The organism is Stutzerimonas nitrititolerans, from assembly GCF_003696285.1.
Taxonomy (GTDB): domain Bacteria; phylum Pseudomonadota; class Gammaproteobacteria; order Pseudomonadales; family Pseudomonadaceae; genus Stutzerimonas; species Stutzerimonas nitrititolerans.
Genome location: NZ_RFFL01000009.1, coordinates 149544 through 164358 on the forward strand (window position 1 = coordinate 149544; position 14815 = coordinate 164358).

A 14815-nucleotide genomic window follows, 5' to 3' on the forward strand; every position below is an offset into this window, starting at 1 on the left:
TGAAAAAGCCGTGGCTCAACATTGACGCAGCGGCTTCCCGTTCGATGAGTTATGCTGACGTCAGGCCCCAGATGGCTCACAAGACCCGTATCAAGCAGGAGGGTTCGACCATGAAAGCGTGGCTCAATCGTGTGTGCTGGGAACTGGCAGTGGCGCTCGGTTTCATCGAACCGCCCCGTCCGCAGCCGATACCTGTACGTGCCGAACGCACGAAGTCGGTGCCGCCCCGGCATTGATCGACAGGTGGGGTCGTTCTCAGGCGCCCCCTCGATGACTGTTTCGCCTCGCTCGATGAGTCGAGCGGGGTGAAACTGTGTTTTCGAAAAGCAGTTTGCCGTTCGAATCGGCGTTCTCTGGATATTTCACCGGGCGCAGTCTGTACGCCGGAAAACCGTGATTCCACGTGCAGAGGCCATTCCCGCTCGGTATGGAAGCGCTGTCATTGCCGACCCGGTTAACGGCCTGAGGAGAATTCATGTCCCGCCCGCAATGCCCCCGTTGCCAGCGGCCCCTCAGCCACTGCCTGTGCTCGTTGATACCGTGCCTCGATAGTCATACCCATGTGCTGATTCTGCAGCACCCGGACGAGTCATCCCATGCACTGAATACCGCGCGACTGGCGGCGCTGGGCTTGCGTAATTGCGAACTGCGCGTTGGCGAGGTCTTCGATGATCTACCGCTCGATGACGTGCCGAGCTATCTGCTGTTCCCAGGGGACGATGCCGTGCCAGTGGCGAACCTGGCCGGGCATGGTGCTGCGTTGCGGCTGATAGTGCCGGATGGTACCTGGCGCAAGGCGCGCAAGTTGCTATACCTCAACCCACGGCTGGCTGCCCTGCCGCGCGTCGCTTTGCCGCCTGGGCTGGAGTCGCGGTATCGGCTGCGCAAGGCACCGGCGTCCGGAGCGCTGTCCACGGTAGAGGCGATCACCGTGGCCTTGAACATCCTCGAAGGTGCAGGGCGTTTCGATGCGCTGTTGCGGCCTTTCGAGGCCTTGATCGAGGGGCAGATCAAGGCCATGGGTGAAGGGGTCTACCAGCGCAATCATGGCGTCAGCGCGTAGGAAGAGTCCGCTGGCGAAGGATGTACAGCGTGACCAGCGAGGCGCTGATCAACATGCCGACCCTCGCCCAGAAGAGCGGGACCAGCCAGCAGGACACGCCGATGCTCAGCCACATGGTGGCAATGGCGTAGATCTTGGCCTTGAGGGGGATGCCGTTGCCTTCCAGATAGTCACGAAACCAGGGTCCGAGACGTGGGTGGGTGACCAGCCAGTCGTAGAAGCGCCGGGAACTGCGCACGAAGCAGGCGGCGGCCAGTAACAGGAAGGGTGTGGTGGGCAGTACAGGCAGGAAGATGCCGATCACCCCGAGTGCGACGCTCAACCAGCCGATGCCCAGCAGCACGTAGCGTGCTACCGGGTTGCGATACGTCGGGATATCGCGATGGGCCAAGGCGGGTTATCCCACGATCAATGACGCCGCGGTTTGAGCAGCGCAGGTTTTTCCTCAGGGGCGTGGCAGATCAGATAGAGGGCGGTCAGGATCTCCGGAATCTGCGAAACCATCTCGTCGACGAGGTTGGCGTCTGCGGCGATATCGGTGAATTCGGGCTGTTCGTCGAACAGGCCCGAGCCGACCATGATCGGCAACAGCAGCTCGCTGACCTCCTCCTCGGACTCTTCGAACCAAACGGCTTCGCGCATGAACACGCCTTCCATGAAGCCGATGCACCAGCCGCGCAGATCCGATTCATCCGGCTCTTCGCCGAGATCCAGGTCGCAGGGCAGCTCCATGTCTTCGTCGCTGGCCAGCTGTCGGGCGATGTGCGCCTTGAGCTGTACCAGCGTCGCTTCGATCGCTTCACGCTCGGTATCGTCGGCGTACTGCGGCGGTTCGGCGAACAGCGCGTCTATCCATTCGCGTTCTGGCACCTGCTCGGAGCAGATGCACAGCGCTGTCAGATAGCCGTGCGCGGCGATGTAATCCAGCGCTTCTTCATGCAGGTCATCTGCATCCAGAAACACTTGCAGGCGGGCGAGTTGCTCGGCGAAGGACATCGGTGGCTACCTTGAATGGACGATGGCGGTGATTCTAGACGAGCCGCGGGCTGCAAGCTACCGAATGGGCGTGGCCAAAGGTCATATGGAGCATCTGCCGGTTCATCAGCCCGCCGTACGGTCCGGTTGCGCCTGAACTTGGCGAACGCCTCGCGTATACTGCGCGCCTTGTTTCGGAGACCGGCATGCTCGACCAGGCACAGCGCATACTCAAAGACGTATTCGGCTACGACGCCTTCCGTGGCAACCAGGGCGCGATCATCGAGCGGGTTGCCCAGGGCGGCGATGCACTGGTGCTGATGCCCACCGGCGGCGGCAAATCGCTCTGCTACCAGGTACCGGCGCTGTTGCGCGAGGGGCTGACCGTGGTGGTTTCGCCATTGATCGCGTTGATGGACGATCAGGTAGCGACCCTCGAGGAACTCGGCGTTTCGGCCGTGGCGCTGAACTCCACGCTGAGCGCCGATGACCAGCGCGAGATCGCCGAGCGGCTGCGTCGCAACGAAATCAAGATGCTCTATCTGGCACCGGAACGTCTGGTCCAGCCGCGCATGCTGGCATTCCTGCAGCGTCTGCAGATCGGTCTGTTCGCCATTGATGAAGCCCATTGTGTATCGCAGTGGGGGCATGATTTTCGGCCCGAGTACCTGCAACTGGGCCAGTTGGCCGAATTCTTCCCGGCGGTGCCGCGCATTGCCCTGACTGCCACCGCGGACAAGCGTACCCGCGAGGAAATCGTCCAGCGCCTGCATCTGGAAAATGCCGAGCGCTTTCTCTCCAGCTTCGACCGGCCGAATATCTTCTACCGCATCGTGCCCAAGGAGCAGCCGCGCAAGCAGTTGCTGGGCTTTCTCGCCGAACGGCGTGGCGATGCGGGTATCGTCTACTGCATGTCGCGCAAGAAGGTCGACGATCTCGCCGCGTTCCTGACCGAGCAGGGCTTTCCTGCGCTGCCCTACCACGCGGGGCTGCCCAACGAGCTGCGTGCCTTCCATCAGAAGCGCTTCCTCAACGAGGAAGGCCTGATCATGGTCGCCACCATCGCCTTCGGCATGGGAATCGACAAGCCCAACGTACGCTTCGTCGCGCACCTGGATCTGCCCAAGTCGCTGGAAGCCTATTACCAGGAAACCGGGCGCGCCGGACGCGACGGCCTGCCGGCCGATGCCTGGATGGCCTACGGGCTGCAGGATGTGATCTTCCTCAAGCAGATGCTCAACAATTCCGAGGGTGACGAGCGCCACAAGCGGGTCGAGCAACACAAGCTGGATGCCATGCTGGCGCTGTGCGAGGAAACCCGCTGTCGGCGCCAGGCGTTGCTTGCCTACTTCGACGAAGTGCTGCCCGAGCCTTGTGGCCATTGCGACAACTGTGTCGACGGCGTACAGACCTGGGATGCCACCGAACCGGCGCGACAGGCCTTGTCGGCGATCTACCGCAGTGGGCAGCGCTACGGCGTCGGGCACCTGGTGGACGTGCTGCTGGGGCGTGACAACGAGAAGATTCGCAATCCCGGCCATCAACACCTGTCCGTCTTCGGCGTCGGCAAGGGCATGTCGGAAGGGGAGTGGCGTTCCCTGTTTCGCCAACTGGTGGCGCGAGGGCTCGCCGATGTCGACCTCGAAGGCTTTGGCGGTTTGCGTCTGAGCGACAGTTGCCGGCCATTGCTGCGCGGCGAGGTGAAACTGGAGCTGCGTCGCGAACTGGCCAGCAAGGCGCCCAAGTCCTCCGCCAGTGCTGCCAGCCAGTTGGTGCGCAGCGAAGAGCGCGAAACCTGGGAAGCGCTACGCGCCCTGCGCCGCAAATTGGCCGAGGAGCATGGTGTGCCGCCTTACGTCATCTTCCCCGACGCCACACTGTTGGAGATGCTGCGCAGCCAGCCGAGCTCCCTCGCCGACATGGCGCGCATCAGCGGTGTCGGCGCGCGCAAGCTGGAACGTTACGGACAGGCTTTTCTCGAAGCGCTGCAGAGCAGCGGGGCGGCAGTCAAGTCGCCTGCAGACGTGCGCCATGAATTGATCACCCTGGCGCGCGCCGGGATGACGCCGGCACAGATCGCTCGCCAGCTCGATTGCAGCGAGAAGAACGTCTACGCGATGCTGGCCGAAGCCATTGGCTCGCAGCAACTGAGTCTCGAACAGGCGCTGGATCTGCCGGAGGACCTGCTGGAAGAGATTCAGGAGGCTTTCCTCGATGGTGAAGGCGAGTTGCCTCCGGTTGCCGCCGTGGCAGAGCGCTTTGCCGGGCGCGTTCCGGATGCGGTGCTCTTCTGCGTGCGTGCGGCGCTGCAGACGGAGTTCGAACTCTAGGGCGCGCGAGCAGCGAGCATAAAACTGAAACATTTCCGTCGGTGATGATGCTCGCTGGCGACCAACGCAGTCTTGCCTGCATGCCGGAGCTGTGGTTAGCTCGCTAATTATTAGGTTTTGCAGGAACGCGCGCGGCATGTACCCGGAGCAACATCGATTCGCCATGCAATTGGCGCAACTTTCGCGAGGATGGCGCGCGGAACTGGATAGACGGCTGGCTGACCTCGGATTATCCCAGGCGCGATGGTTGGTGCTGTTGCATCTGGCGCGCTTCGATCACTTGCCGACTCAACGTGAGCTCGCCCAGAGCGTGGCGGTGGAAGGGCCAACTCTGGCGCGCCTGCTGGACAGCCTGGAAGCCCAGGGGCTGGTGCACCGCCAGCCCGCGCCAGGGGATCGCCGAGCGAAACTGATTACCCTGGCTGCGCCGGCGCGTCCGCTGATCGAGAAGATCGAGGCGATTTCCACTCAGGTTCGGCAGGAGGCATTCGCCGGTATCGATGAGGAAGAGCTGCGTAATTGCCAGCAGGTTCACGAGCGGATACTGGCCAATCTGATCAAGCGCTAGTCTCGCATCCAAGTGATTGGCGAGGGGCTAGCCGTTCTGCGTCGTTTCCGGTTGGCCGAGCCAGAAGCGGGTGATCTGCGGCAGGTCACGCAGATAGTTCACCAGGTCGGGTGCGCCTGCCAGTTTCAGACCCTCGCCGATGGCGTTGGCGATCGGCTGGCGTTTCTCCAGCAGCAGAAGTTCCGAATTGCCAAGGTTGCGCAGCAGCGTCAAGCGGGCGTAAGGCACCTTGGTATCCAGGATCAGCCTCATGAAATCGCGATTGCTCCAGGCTTCGGCAGGCATGGTGATCGCGTGGTAGTCGTTGTCGAGTCTTCGCAGGCCCGCCGTGTCGAGACGGTAATCGGTCAGCTCGCAAGGAAGTAATACTTCCAGCCCCCGCAAACGGGCATAGGCGATCGCACAGGCGAAGGCTTCGGCATTATGCTCGCCGGCCCAGTACAGCCGTTCTCCCAGCCAGCTGGCCTGACGTAGCTCGATCGGGGTGTTGCTGGCGAAGCCGGGCAAGGCGTTGCCGAGGGTGCGCAGGAAATCCTTGTAGCTGATGACGCGCAGCTGGCGGCAGCCTGGCGTGGCGGCGAAGGCTTCGAGGGTGGCGTAGCGGGTGTCGTCCGGATTCTGCCCGCTCAGGCCGTCGATCTGGCGCAGGTCGATGGCGGGATAGAGGACGCTTTCCTTGCGAACCAGGCGGGTCAGCGCGGCATGTGCCCGCGCTTTGTCTTCCTGAATCGGCCCGGAAAGCGCGCCGCGCGGCAGGTCGACGATCCGCTGCAGACAGGGGCCGTCATGCCAGAAAATGCTGGGTTGCGGCGCGGACAGCGGCGCAAAGGGCAAGCGCAGACGGCTGGCAAGCTCGAGCGTCTGACGCGGCGATGTACCGGTCAATCCGAGGCGTTGCGCGAATCTGCTGATACGGGAAGTCACGGACGGCATAGGCTCGAGCAGGCTCACCATGATGAATGAGCTCGTTGGGCGATGCGCGAAGTTTGGCAGACCTGTCGCGTTTGCGCACTGGCTTTGCGGGTTTTACCCGATTGGCTGGCCGCACAAGGCTGCACGAGACAACGATCGAGGCAGGGCTGATGTGGCAATATTGCTGCGTTGATCAATGAGGAGCCTCCATGCCAAGCCTCTTGCTGGATATCGCGCTACCCGCGGACAAGCTGCTGGCTGTCTACCAGGGGCGCGCCAATCGAATCCTGATCACGAGCCGGGAAGGAAGAAGCGTCAGTCTGCCGGCCCACCACTTGCGCCCGTTTCTGACAAGTGAAGGGGTGTTTGGTTCCTTCGAAATCGAATTTGGCGATCAGGGTAAGCTGATCGCGCTGCGGCGTCTGGCTTGAATGTGGGCCTTCAGGCGCTTCAAGCCGCTTGCGATGCCGCTGAAATACCCGGGTGGCTGCTATACTTCGCCGCCACTCTTTCCATAACTCTAGGTTGCGTATGTATAACCTGGCCCGCCAGTTGCTGTTCAAGTTCACGCCTGAAACCTCCCATGAACTTTCCCTCGATCTGATAGGGGCAGGGGGCAGACTCGGGCTCAATGGCCTTCTCGCCAAGGCGCCGGCCAAGCTGCCGGTTCGAGTGATGGGACTGGAGTTTCCCAACCCGGTCGGGCTTGCCGCGGGCCTGGACAAGAATGGCGAGGCCATTTGCGGCCTGTCGCAGCTGGGGTTCGGTTTCGTCGAGGTCGGCACGGTAACGCCTCGGCCGCAGCCGGGTAACCCGAAGCCGCGGATCTTCCGGCTGCCGGAAGCCGAGGCGATCATCAATCGCATGGGGTTCAACAACCAGGGCGTCGATGCCTTGCTGGAGCGGGTGGACGCGGCGAATTTCAAGGGCGTGCTGGGCATCAATATCGGCAAGAACTTCGATACACCGGTCGAGCGCGCCGAGGCCGACTATCTGCACTGCCTGGAAAAGGTCTATCACTATGCCAGCTACGTGACGGTCAACGTCAGCTCGCCCAACACGCCCGGTTTGCGCAGCCTGCAGTTCGGCGACTCGCTCAAGCAGCTGCTCGACGCCTTGCGCCTATGCCGCGAGGACCTCGAGATGCTGCACGGCAAACGGGTCCCGCTGGCAATCAAGATCGCCCCGGACATGACCGACGAAGAAACCGCTCTGGTAGGCGAGGCGGTGTTCCAGGCGGGCATGGACGCCATCATTGCCACCAACACCACGTTGAGTCGTGAAGGGGTTGCCGGGCTGGCCCATGCCGATGAAGCCGGAGGGCTGTCGGGTGCGCCGGTGCGGGAGAAAAGCACGCATACCGTGAAGGTGCTGGCCGATACGCTGAGTGGGCGCCTGCCGATCATTGCAGCCGGTGGGATCACCGAAGGGCGGCACGCGGCCGAGAAGATCGAGGCTGGTGCGAGCCTGGTTCAGCTGTATACCGGTTTCATCTACAAGGGACCGGCGCTGATTCGTGAGGCGGTGGATGCCATCGCGGCGTTGCCTGCTCGGGGTGGAGTGTCTCGCTAGGCCCGGTGGGGCTCCCTGAGGGAGCCCCGGGCTTCAAGCCCGCCGCCCGGATGGGGCGTGCCGTTTGAAGTCGGTTTGAAGGGTAATCAGCCGACTGCGTGGAGTTCGTTCAGCTTGTGCAGACCGGCAGTGCCGGTCAGACCGTCCCAGTTGTCGCCGCGACCCTCCCGCCAGCCGTTGATCCAGGCTTGGCGAACTTGAGGATGGGAAAAAGGACAGAGGTCGCGGGATTTGCCGTGTATGCCATGCTGGTAACCGCGTAGAAATGCTCGTTCCATCGGATCACGCTTGAGTCTTCTCATTGGGTATTGCCCTCAGTGGTTGACTGGTGTTCCTGTTGGCCTCATGGCGAGGCTCGGCAGATAGACTGCCAGCGAAGCCCGCTGCCGGCGTGGCGGGGTTCTACCGGCATCGTTGCGATGCCGATCTGAGTGGTGTTCTAACCCAATGCATCAGAGGCTGGAATGATCGTTTTGTCATAAGCAAGTCATCAAACTATGTTCAGACCCATAAGCCATGCGCTATGAGGCTTATGGCGACTCGATCCCGCCGACGCCTGCCCGAATCGTTTATTTCCTGGAAAAACCATGACTGACCGCCACGAACTCATCCTCACATGTCCCAAAGGGCTGGAAGGCCTGCTGCTGGACGAAGCCACTGCGCTTGGCCTCGAGGAGGTGCGTGAGCAAACCGCCGCGATCCGCGGGTTCGCGGGGCTGGAGGTGGCCTATCGGCTGTGCCTCTGGTCGCGGCTGGCCAATCGCGTGTTGCTGGTGATCAGCCGCTTCGCCACCGAGAACGCCGAGACCTTGTATGCCGGCGTCCACGCGGTGGACTGGGCCGAGCACCTGGAGCCGTCCGGTAGCCTGGCGGTGGAATTCAGCGGGCGCGGTTCGGGCATCGACAACACGCACTTCGGTGCGTTGAAGGTCAAGGATGCGATCGTCGATCGGCTGCGCACGAATTCGGGCGAACGTCCCAGCGTCGACAAGCTGAATCCCGATCTGCGCGTGCATCTGCGCCTCGACCGCGGCCAGGCGGTGCTCTCACTCGACCTGTCGGGGCACAGCCTGCATCAGCGCGGCTATCGCCTTCAGCAAGGCGCCGCACCCTTGAAGGAGAACCTTGCAGCTGCGGTGCTGATCCGCGCGGGATGGCCACGCATCGCCGCCGCCGGCGGGGCGCTGGCCGATCCCATGTGCGGGGTGGGTACCTTTCTCATCGAGGGGGGGCTGATGGCGGCGGATATTGCGCCGAACCTGCGTCGTGAGCGTTGGGGCTTCAGCGCCTGGCTCGGGCACGTGCCGGCGCTTTGGAATCGTCTGCATGCCGAGGCCCTGGCCCGTGCAGAGGCCGGACTGGCCCGACCACCGCTGTGGATTCGCGGCTATGAGGCCGATCCGCGCCTGATCCAGCCAGCCCGCAACAACGTCGAGCGCGCGGGGCTGGCCAGTTGGATCCGGATCTATCAGGGTGACGTGGCGACTTTCGAACCGCGTCCAGATCAGAATCAGAAGGGCCTGGTGATCTGCAACCCACCCTACGGCGAGCGCCTGGGTGACGAGGCGAGCCTGGTCTATCTCTACCAGCACCTGGGTGAGCGTCTGCGGCAGGCCTGCCTGGGCTGGGAAGCCGGCGTCTTCACCGCGGCGCCGGAACTGGGGCGGCGCATGGGCATTCGCAGCCACAAGCAATACGCATTCTGGAACGGCGCGCTACCGTGCAAGCTGTTGCTGATCAAGGTCGAACTGGATCAGTTCGTCACCGGCCAGCGTTCGGCGCCGAATCAGCGTCCGGCCGAGGCTGAGCAGGCCGTAGAGCTGGCGCTTCTCAGCGAGGGCGGGCAGATGTTCGCCAATCGCCTGCAGAAAAACCTGCGTCAGCTCGGCAAGTGGGCGCGTCGGGAGGGCATCGAGTGCTATCGCTTGTACGACGCGGACATGCCTGAGTATGCCCTCGCCATCGACCTGTACCGCGACTGGGTGCACGTGCAAGAGTACGCACCGCCACGTTCGATCGATCCGGAGAAAGCCCAGGCGCGGCTGTTCGACGCGCTGGGCGCCATCCCCCAGGCGCTGGGTATTCCACGTGAGAAGGTCGTGGTGAAGCGCCGCGAACGGCAGAGCGGTACGCGCCAGTACGAGCGCCAGGCCAGTCAGGGCGAGTTTCTCGAGGTCAGCGAAGGCGGCGTCAAGCTGCTGGTCAATCTCACCGACTATCTGGATACCGGCCTGTTTCTCGATCACCGTCCGCTGCGCCTGCGCATCCAGCGCGAGGCGGCGGGCAAGCGTTTCCTCAATCTGTTTTGCTACACCGCCACGGCGACGGTGCATGCGGCCAAGGGTGGGGCGCGTAGTACGACCAGTGTCGATCTGTCGAAAACCTATCTGGACTGGGCACGGCGCAACCTGTCGCTCAACGGCCTGTCCGATCGCCAGCGGCTCGAGCAGGCGGACGTCATGGCCTGGCTGGCGGAGGATCGCAGCGAATACGACCTGATCTTCATCGACCCGCCGACCTTCTCCAATTCCAAGCGTATGGAAGGTGTGTTCGATGTGCAGCGCGACCACGTCGCCTTGCTCGACCTGGCCATGGCGCGCCTGGCGTCAGCCGGTACGCTGTATTTCTCCAACAACTTCCGCAAGTTCGTGCTCGACCCGCAGATTGCCGAGCGCTATGCCGTGGAGGAAATCACCCAGGCAACTCTGGATGAAGACTTCAGGCGCAACGCCAGAATACATCGCGCCTGGAAGCTGCAAGCGCGTTGAGCAGGAGCTGCGCCTGATGCGGCTGTGCTCGCGCCCATGCTCCCGCGAGGGCGCGCAACGTCGCGGCTGGGTTCCCACGCAGGAGCATGTGAACCATCAAGCCCCACCGCATCATCGCGGGAGCTCGCGCTGCCGCGGTGCCAGCTATCAGCGTTGCGCGGTGTTTGCGCTAGCCGGTCGGTTGTAGAGGCTGAGCAGTACCTGATCCAGAATGGATGACGCGCCCCAGGGGCGAGGGTGATTGAGGATGGCGACGACCGCCCAGGTGTTGCCATCATCGTCGCGGCTGTAACCGGCAATGGCGCGAACGGTATTCAGGGTGCCTGTCTTGATATGTGCCTTGCCGGCGACCTGGGTGTTGCGCAGGCGCTTGCGCATGGTTCCGTCGACCGCCGCCAGGGGCATCGAGGAAATGAACTCCGCGGCGTAGGGGCTTCTCCACGCGGCCTGAAGCAGGCTGGCCAGCTCTCGCGCACTGACGCGTTCGGCGCGCGATAGGCCCGAGCCGTTCTCCATCACCAGGTGCGGTGAAATCAGGTCTTTTTTCGCGAGCCACTGGCGGATGACGCGTTGTGCGGCCTTGGAATCGTCGCCATCGGCCTCGTTTCGAAACTCCGCGCCCAGGCTCAGAAACAGCTGCCGGGCCATGGTGTTGTTGCTGTACTTGTTGATGTCGCGAATGATCTCCGCGAGATCGGGCGAGTACGAGCGTGCCAGCAGCCTGGCATCCTCGGGCACCTCGGCGACGCGATCCTTGCCGAGGATTTTTCCGCCCAGCTCCTTCCAGATGGCGCGTACGGTACCGGCGGCGTAGGTCGGGTGATCCAGTAGCGAGAGGTAGGTCTGCCCGCTGCAGCCGGCCGCCAGCTTGCCAGTGACCGTCACCTTCACACCATCGCCATCAGTCACGGGGCTGTAGCGTATGTCCGGCCAGGCAGGGCATTTGCCACTGGGCAGGGCTTGGACCCGGTTGTCGATTCGCACATTGGCGATCGGCGGTTCGACGGAAATGCCGATCTTGCCGCTGTCGTTGCGTACGGCGAACCTCAGCGCCTTGAGGTTGATCAGCAGCGAATCGGGGCCGACCAGATAGGGCTTGTTCTTGTCGCCGCCGTCGTCATCGAATATGGGTAGTGCCGGCTGGATGAAGTGACTGCGATCGAGTATCAGGTCGCCGCTCACGGTTCTGACGCCATTGGCGCGCAACTCACGCAACAGCAGCCAGAGTTTCTCCATGTTCAGCTTGGGATCGCCGCCACCCTTGAGGTACAGGTTGCCGTTCAGCGTGCCATCTATCAGCGGCCCGTCGCCGTGGAACTCGGTCTTCCACTGATGATTGGGACCGAGCAGCTCCAGGGCGGCATAGGTGGTGACCAACTTCATGGTCGAGGCCGGGTTGACCGAGACGTCGGCGTTCACGAACGTCGGCGTGTCATCACCGTTGAGCGGTAGCATCACCACCGAGAGTGCGTCGCTCTCGATCTTGTTGGCCGCGAGCGATTTTGCGACACCAGGCGGCAGCGTCTGGTTGACCGGCGCGGCGAATGTCGGCACAGCCAATGCTGTCGTGAGAATGGCGGCAGTGAGATGACTCAGGAAGTTGCTCATCAACGGCGCCCCAGGTGAATGGGACAAAACAGAACAGGTGTCATGGCGTTCCCTACAGCGTTCAGGGAAAAAATTACGGGCCATTATGCCCATACGCGGAAAGCGAGATACAGCCGTCCGACAAGCGTAGCCGGCCTGGCTGTGATGTTGCCAATGAAAGGTAGCAGTCCCTCGCCCTGATCGCACAAGCACGGCGTTGCTGTTAGAGTGCGCGCCATCATCCAGCGACAAGAAGGACCGATTCAAATGGCTACAAATCGCTCGCGCCGCCTGCGCAAGAAACTCTGCGTCGACGAATTCCAGGAACTGGGCTTCGAAATCAACCTGACCTACCGCGAAGGCGTCGATGCCAAGGCGGTGGATGAGTTTCTGGAGGCGTTTCTAGATAACGCCATGGAGGCTAACGGGCTTGGCTATATCGGCGGTGAAGACTACGGTTTCGTCTGCCTCGCCCGCCGCGGTTCGGTCACCGAGGAGCAGCGCAACCAGGTCGAAGCCTGGCTCAAGGAGCGCAGCGAGTTGTCCGAGTACACCGTCAGCCCGCTGATGGACGTGTGGTATCCCGAGAACGAGATCAACGCAAAGGGCTGATCTCGTCGTCCTTCCGTGCATCGTTCGTGGCAGGGGCCGTTGCGGTGGTCTTTCGGCTCGATGGCCGTCTGATCAGCCGCAGCAGCCCTGTCATCAACAGACTTACCGAAAGTGCCAGCCCGACGCCGATCGTCGCATTGATCAGGCGTATCTCGGGCAGATACCAATCCTGAGCCAGAGTTTCCGCCAGCAGCAGGAAGCACAACGTGGTCTGCAGCACGAACAGGCCATAGTGGTGGGCCTGGAATGCTCGGCTCAGTATCACCAGCGGCAGCATGATCATCACCATGAGCGGCGGGTCGGCCAGGCTATGGCCCATGTAAATGAGTACGGCCGCGGCACCCAGCACCCCGAGGCTCGCTTGCAACGCACGCGCGAAGCTGCGCTGAAGATTCATCTGCAATGTGGTGAATACGGCCAGGGTCAGCCAGTAGCCACGTGGCAGTTGCGCCAGATTCACCACCAGCCCCCCAAGGGCTGCAGCCAGGATGTAGGTGAGCGCATGCATTCGCCATTGACGAATCGGCGTACGGCGCGCATGTCGACGCAGCACCTTCATCAGACTCATGAAACGCGGCATGTAGGGCCACATGCGCAGCCCATGCAGACCGCGAAGCCCGAATGCGAGCAACGTCACCCATAGCCCGCCGAGTGCGAACAACACGGCGATGGCCTGGGGGTTGTTGAAATCGGCGACGCCGCTTTGCCCCTGGCCCAGGCACAGGCAGATGGCCAGGCCGATGCCCAGCTTGCCGGCCTCGGTGCCGTAACGTTGCAGCCAGGCCAGCAGCAGTCCGTAGAACGCAAACAGCCCCAGACTGACCATCGGCAGTGTGGCGGCCCAGAAGCCCAGCCCCGCGCTGCAGGCACCCAGCGCGATCAGCAGAAGCATGCGCAGCATGCCCAGACGATGCAGCGGATTGGCCTTGGCTGCCTGGAAGGCGCCCACCGTCGCCCAGAGAAATCCTGGATGGCCGCTGAACAGGCCAAGCAGCAACGGCAATGCACACCCCAGCCCCGCCACCATGGCGGCGCCCCAGGCGGGGCGGCCGCGCTGCCAACCCAGAATCTGTCGGAACGATCTTTTCATGCGGCTATGTAGGGCTTGAGCGCCCGGTCATTTCGCTGGCCATTTCGGTGGCGTAGCTGTCGGTCATGCCGGCGATGAAATCAATCATGCGTACGAATGATTTGTACAGCGGCCAATCCGGGTCGGGCGCGTTTGCGCCAAGCAGGTCGAGAATGCGGCGATTCTTGAACGAAGGCGTGCGCCCGCCATGCTGCTCCAGCGCCGCGCCGCAAAAGGCATTGAGCAGGATCTCGAGTGTGGTGTAAGCGCCGATCTCGTGAAGCGTCTTGCGCTTGTCCTGGAAGATCTTCTCGCGTGCCATCGCCTTGGCCTGGACCACGCATTGCTTGGCAGGGCCATGCATGTGCTCCACCAGATCGCCTGCGAGCTGCCCACTGAGCAGCGCATCCTGCTGTTCGACGAAGGCGCTGGCGGCGGCATTGGTCAGGTGCTCGATAGCCTTGCCGCGGAGGATCGCCAGCTTCCGTCTGCGCGAATCGTTGGGGCCAAGTTGCCGGTAGGTCTCCGGAAGGTCATCGCCGACTAGCGCCAGCAGCAAGGCTTCCACCTCGGTATAGTCGAGCAGCTCCATCTCGAGACCATCTTCGAGGTCGATCAGGCCATAGCAGATATCGTCTGCCGCCTCCATCAGGTAGACCAGTGGGTGGCGCGCCCAGCGTTGTTCCTCCAGTTTTGGCAGGCCCAGCTTCCCTGCGATCTGTTCCAGTAGCGGCAGCTCGCTCTGGTAGCAGCCGAACTTGTGCTTCTTGTAGCCCAGCGCCTCGGCGTGGCGGGAAGTCCACGGGTATTTGAGGTAGGTGCCGAGGGTGGCGTAGGTCAGCCGTGTACCGCCGTCGAACTGGTGGTATTCGAGTTGGGTCAGCACACGAAAACCCTGCGCATTGCCCTCGAAATTGAGAAAGTCGGCGCGCTCTGCATCGCTCAGGTCGTCCAGCCAGCCGCGTCCGGCGGCCTGCTGGAACCAGTAGCGAATGGCGTCCTCGCCGGAGTGGCCGAAAGGCGGGTTGCCGATATCGTGGGCCAGGCAGGCCGACTGCACGATCATGCCGAGATCGGCCGGGCTGCACCATTCAGGCATCTCCTCACGCAGCACCTCACCGACACGCATGCCCAGCGATCGCCCGACGCAGCTGACTTCCAGCGAGTGGGTCAACCTGGTGTGGATATGATCGTTGCTGGAAACAGGATGGACCTGGGTCTTGCGTCCAAGTCGGCGGAAGGCTCCAGAAAAGATGATGCGGTCGTGGTCCTTGTGAAACGGGCTGCGACCGAGTTCATCGGTGCTGTGCACGGACTTTCCAAGCCGTTCACGGGTGAGCAGGGTGTGCCAGTCCAAGA

At 62.7% G+C, this 14815-nt stretch carries 15 protein-coding genes; 8 read left to right on the forward strand and 7 right to left on the reverse strand.

Going from position 1 to position 14815, the window contains the following annotated elements:
- Positions 1-110: 110 nt before the first annotated feature.
- Both EA795_RS21560 and EA795_RS13040 read left to right on the forward strand, forming a co-directional pair.
- Positions 111-236: a PA1414 family protein gene (locus EA795_RS21560; protein ID WP_284069482.1), complete on the forward strand. Its 126-nt coding sequence runs from the start codon at positions 111-113 to the stop codon at positions 234-236.
- A 239-nt stretch (positions 237-475) separates the two neighbouring features.
- Positions 476-1063 (forward strand): tRNA-uridine aminocarboxypropyltransferase, encoded by a 588-nt coding sequence (locus EA795_RS13040; protein WP_043942572.1) that lies wholly within the window; start codon positions 476-478, stop codon positions 1061-1063.
- Here the strand turns inward: EA795_RS13040 and EA795_RS13045 are convergent.
- Entirely contained in the window at positions 1053-1454 is a 402-nt protein-coding gene (locus tag EA795_RS13045) for a YbaN family protein (protein ID WP_014852561.1), read from the reverse strand. The genes EA795_RS13040 and EA795_RS13045 overlap by 11 nt on opposite strands.
- A 17-nt stretch (positions 1455-1471) precedes the next feature.
- Positions 1472-2059 carry a UPF0149 family protein gene (locus EA795_RS13050; protein ID WP_122077744.1) on the reverse strand — a complete coding sequence of 196 codons (588 nt, stop codon included), beginning with the start codon at positions 2057-2059 and terminating at the stop codon, positions 1472-1474.
- Between the two features lie 185 nt (positions 2060-2244).
- Here EA795_RS13050 and recQ point away from each other — a divergent pair, with 185 nt between their 5' ends.
- A complete protein-coding gene (gene recQ / locus EA795_RS13055) occupies positions 2245-4368 on the forward strand; it encodes a DNA helicase RecQ (RefSeq protein WP_122077747.1) in 2124 nt (707 codons plus the stop codon).
- A gap of 136 nt (positions 4369-4504) precedes the next feature.
- On the forward strand, positions 4505-4936 hold the full coding sequence (locus EA795_RS13060) for a MarR family transcriptional regulator (RefSeq protein WP_043942573.1): 432 nt from the start codon (positions 4505-4507) through the stop codon (positions 4934-4936).
- A 27-nt stretch (positions 4937-4963) separates the two neighbouring features.
- Here the strand turns inward: EA795_RS13060 and EA795_RS13065 are convergent, their stop codons facing one another.
- Positions 4964-5890 carry a DUF6685 family protein gene (locus EA795_RS13065; protein ID WP_122077749.1) on the reverse strand — a complete coding sequence of 309 codons (927 nt, stop codon included), beginning with the start codon at positions 5888-5890 and terminating at the stop codon, positions 4964-4966.
- Positions 5891-6057: 167 nt separating this feature from the next.
- Here EA795_RS13065 and EA795_RS13070 point away from each other — a divergent pair, with 167 nt between their 5' ends.
- Positions 6058-6279 (forward strand): DUF2835 domain-containing protein, encoded by a 222-nt coding sequence (locus EA795_RS13070; RefSeq protein ID WP_014852566.1) that lies wholly within the window; start codon positions 6058-6060, stop codon positions 6277-6279.
- Positions 6280-6379: 100 nt separating this feature from the next.
- Positions 6380-7420: a quinone-dependent dihydroorotate dehydrogenase gene (locus tag EA795_RS13075; protein WP_014852567.1), complete on the forward strand. Its 1041-nt coding sequence runs from the start codon at positions 6380-6382 to the stop codon at positions 7418-7420.
- Positions 7421-7506: 86 nt separating this feature from the next.
- Here EA795_RS13075 and rmf read toward each other — a convergent pair whose 3' ends face one another.
- Entirely contained in the window at positions 7507-7722 is a 216-nt protein-coding gene (gene rmf / locus EA795_RS13080; protein WP_014852568.1) for a ribosome modulation factor, read from the reverse strand.
- A 285-nt stretch (positions 7723-8007) separates the two neighbouring features.
- Between rmf and rlmKL the strand changes: the two genes are divergently transcribed.
- Positions 8008-10188, forward strand: coding sequence for a bifunctional 23S rRNA (guanine(2069)-N(7))-methyltransferase RlmK/23S rRNA (guanine(2445)-N(2))-methyltransferase RlmL (gene rlmKL / locus EA795_RS13085; RefSeq protein ID WP_122077751.1), 2181 nt, complete (start codon positions 8008-8010; stop codon positions 10186-10188).
- Positions 10189-10335: 147 nt separating this feature from the next.
- Here rlmKL and dacB read toward each other — a convergent pair whose 3' ends face one another.
- Complete coding sequence (gene dacB / locus EA795_RS13090; protein ID WP_115027896.1) at positions 10336-11796, reverse strand: D-alanyl-D-alanine carboxypeptidase/D-alanyl-D-alanine endopeptidase; 1461 nt, start codon at positions 11794-11796, stop codon at positions 10336-10338.
- A gap of 246 nt (positions 11797-12042) precedes the next feature.
- On the opposite strand from dacB, the gene EA795_RS13095 reads away from it, so the two are divergent.
- Positions 12043-12387, forward strand: coding sequence for a YggL 50S ribosome-binding family protein (locus EA795_RS13095; protein WP_058076000.1), 345 nt, complete (start codon positions 12043-12045; stop codon positions 12385-12387).
- On the opposite strand, the gene EA795_RS13100 is transcribed toward EA795_RS13095, so the two are convergent.
- Together EA795_RS13100 and EA795_RS13105 are read right to left on the reverse strand one after the other, a co-directional pair.
- The gene (locus EA795_RS13100; protein WP_058075999.1) at positions 12371-13477 is read right to left on the reverse strand and encodes an FUSC family protein; all 1107 of its coding nucleotides are present in this window, start codon (positions 13475-13477) and stop codon (positions 12371-12373) included. The genes EA795_RS13095 and EA795_RS13100 overlap by 17 nt on opposite strands.
- A gap of 4 nt (positions 13478-13481) precedes the next feature.
- Positions 13482-14813, reverse strand: coding sequence for a deoxyguanosinetriphosphate triphosphohydrolase (locus tag EA795_RS13105; protein WP_122077753.1), 1332 nt, complete (start codon positions 14811-14813; stop codon positions 13482-13484).
- Positions 14814-14815: the final 2 nt, after the last annotated feature.

Bases quoted from the DNA above. Each gene is read 5' to 3' on its own strand.
- recQ (WP_122077747.1), top strand. From the start codon at position 2,245: ATGCTCGACCAGGCACAGCGCATACTCAAAGACGTATTCGGCTACGAC.
- EA795_RS13095 (WP_058076000.1), top strand. From the start codon at position 12,043: ATGGCTACAAATCGCTCGCGCCGCCTGCGCAAGAAACTCTGCGTCGAC.
- EA795_RS13075 (WP_014852567.1), top strand. From the start codon at position 6,380: ATGTATAACCTGGCCCGCCAGTTGCTGTTCAAGTTCACGCCTGAAACC.
- EA795_RS13040 (WP_043942572.1), top strand. From the start codon at position 476: ATGTCCCGCCCGCAATGCCCCCGTTGCCAGCGGCCCCTCAGCCACTGC.
- EA795_RS13070 (WP_014852566.1), top strand. From the start codon at position 6,058: ATGCCAAGCCTCTTGCTGGATATCGCGCTACCCGCGGACAAGCTGCTG.
- EA795_RS13050 (WP_122077744.1), bottom strand. From the start codon at position 2,059: ATGTCCTTCGCCGAGCAACTCGCCCGCCTGCAAGTGTTTCTGGATGCA.
- EA795_RS13065 (WP_122077749.1), bottom strand. From the start codon at position 5,890: ATGGTGAGCCTGCTCGAGCCTATGCCGTCCGTGACTTCCCGTATCAGC.
- rlmKL (WP_122077751.1), top strand. From the start codon at position 8,008: ATGACTGACCGCCACGAACTCATCCTCACATGTCCCAAAGGGCTGGAA.
- EA795_RS13100 (WP_058075999.1), bottom strand. From the start codon at position 13,477: ATGAAAAGATCGTTCCGACAGATTCTGGGTTGGCAGCGCGGCCGCCCC.
- dacB (WP_115027896.1), bottom strand. From the start codon at position 11,796: ATGAGCAACTTCCTGAGTCATCTCACTGCCGCCATTCTCACGACAGCA.
- EA795_RS13060 (WP_043942573.1), top strand. From the start codon at position 4,505: ATGTACCCGGAGCAACATCGATTCGCCATGCAATTGGCGCAACTTTCG.
- rmf (WP_014852568.1), bottom strand. From the start codon at position 7,722: ATGAGAAGACTCAAGCGTGATCCGATGGAACGAGCATTTCTACGCGGT.
- EA795_RS21560 (WP_284069482.1), top strand. From the start codon at position 111: ATGAAAGCGTGGCTCAATCGTGTGTGCTGGGAACTGGCAGTGGCGCTC.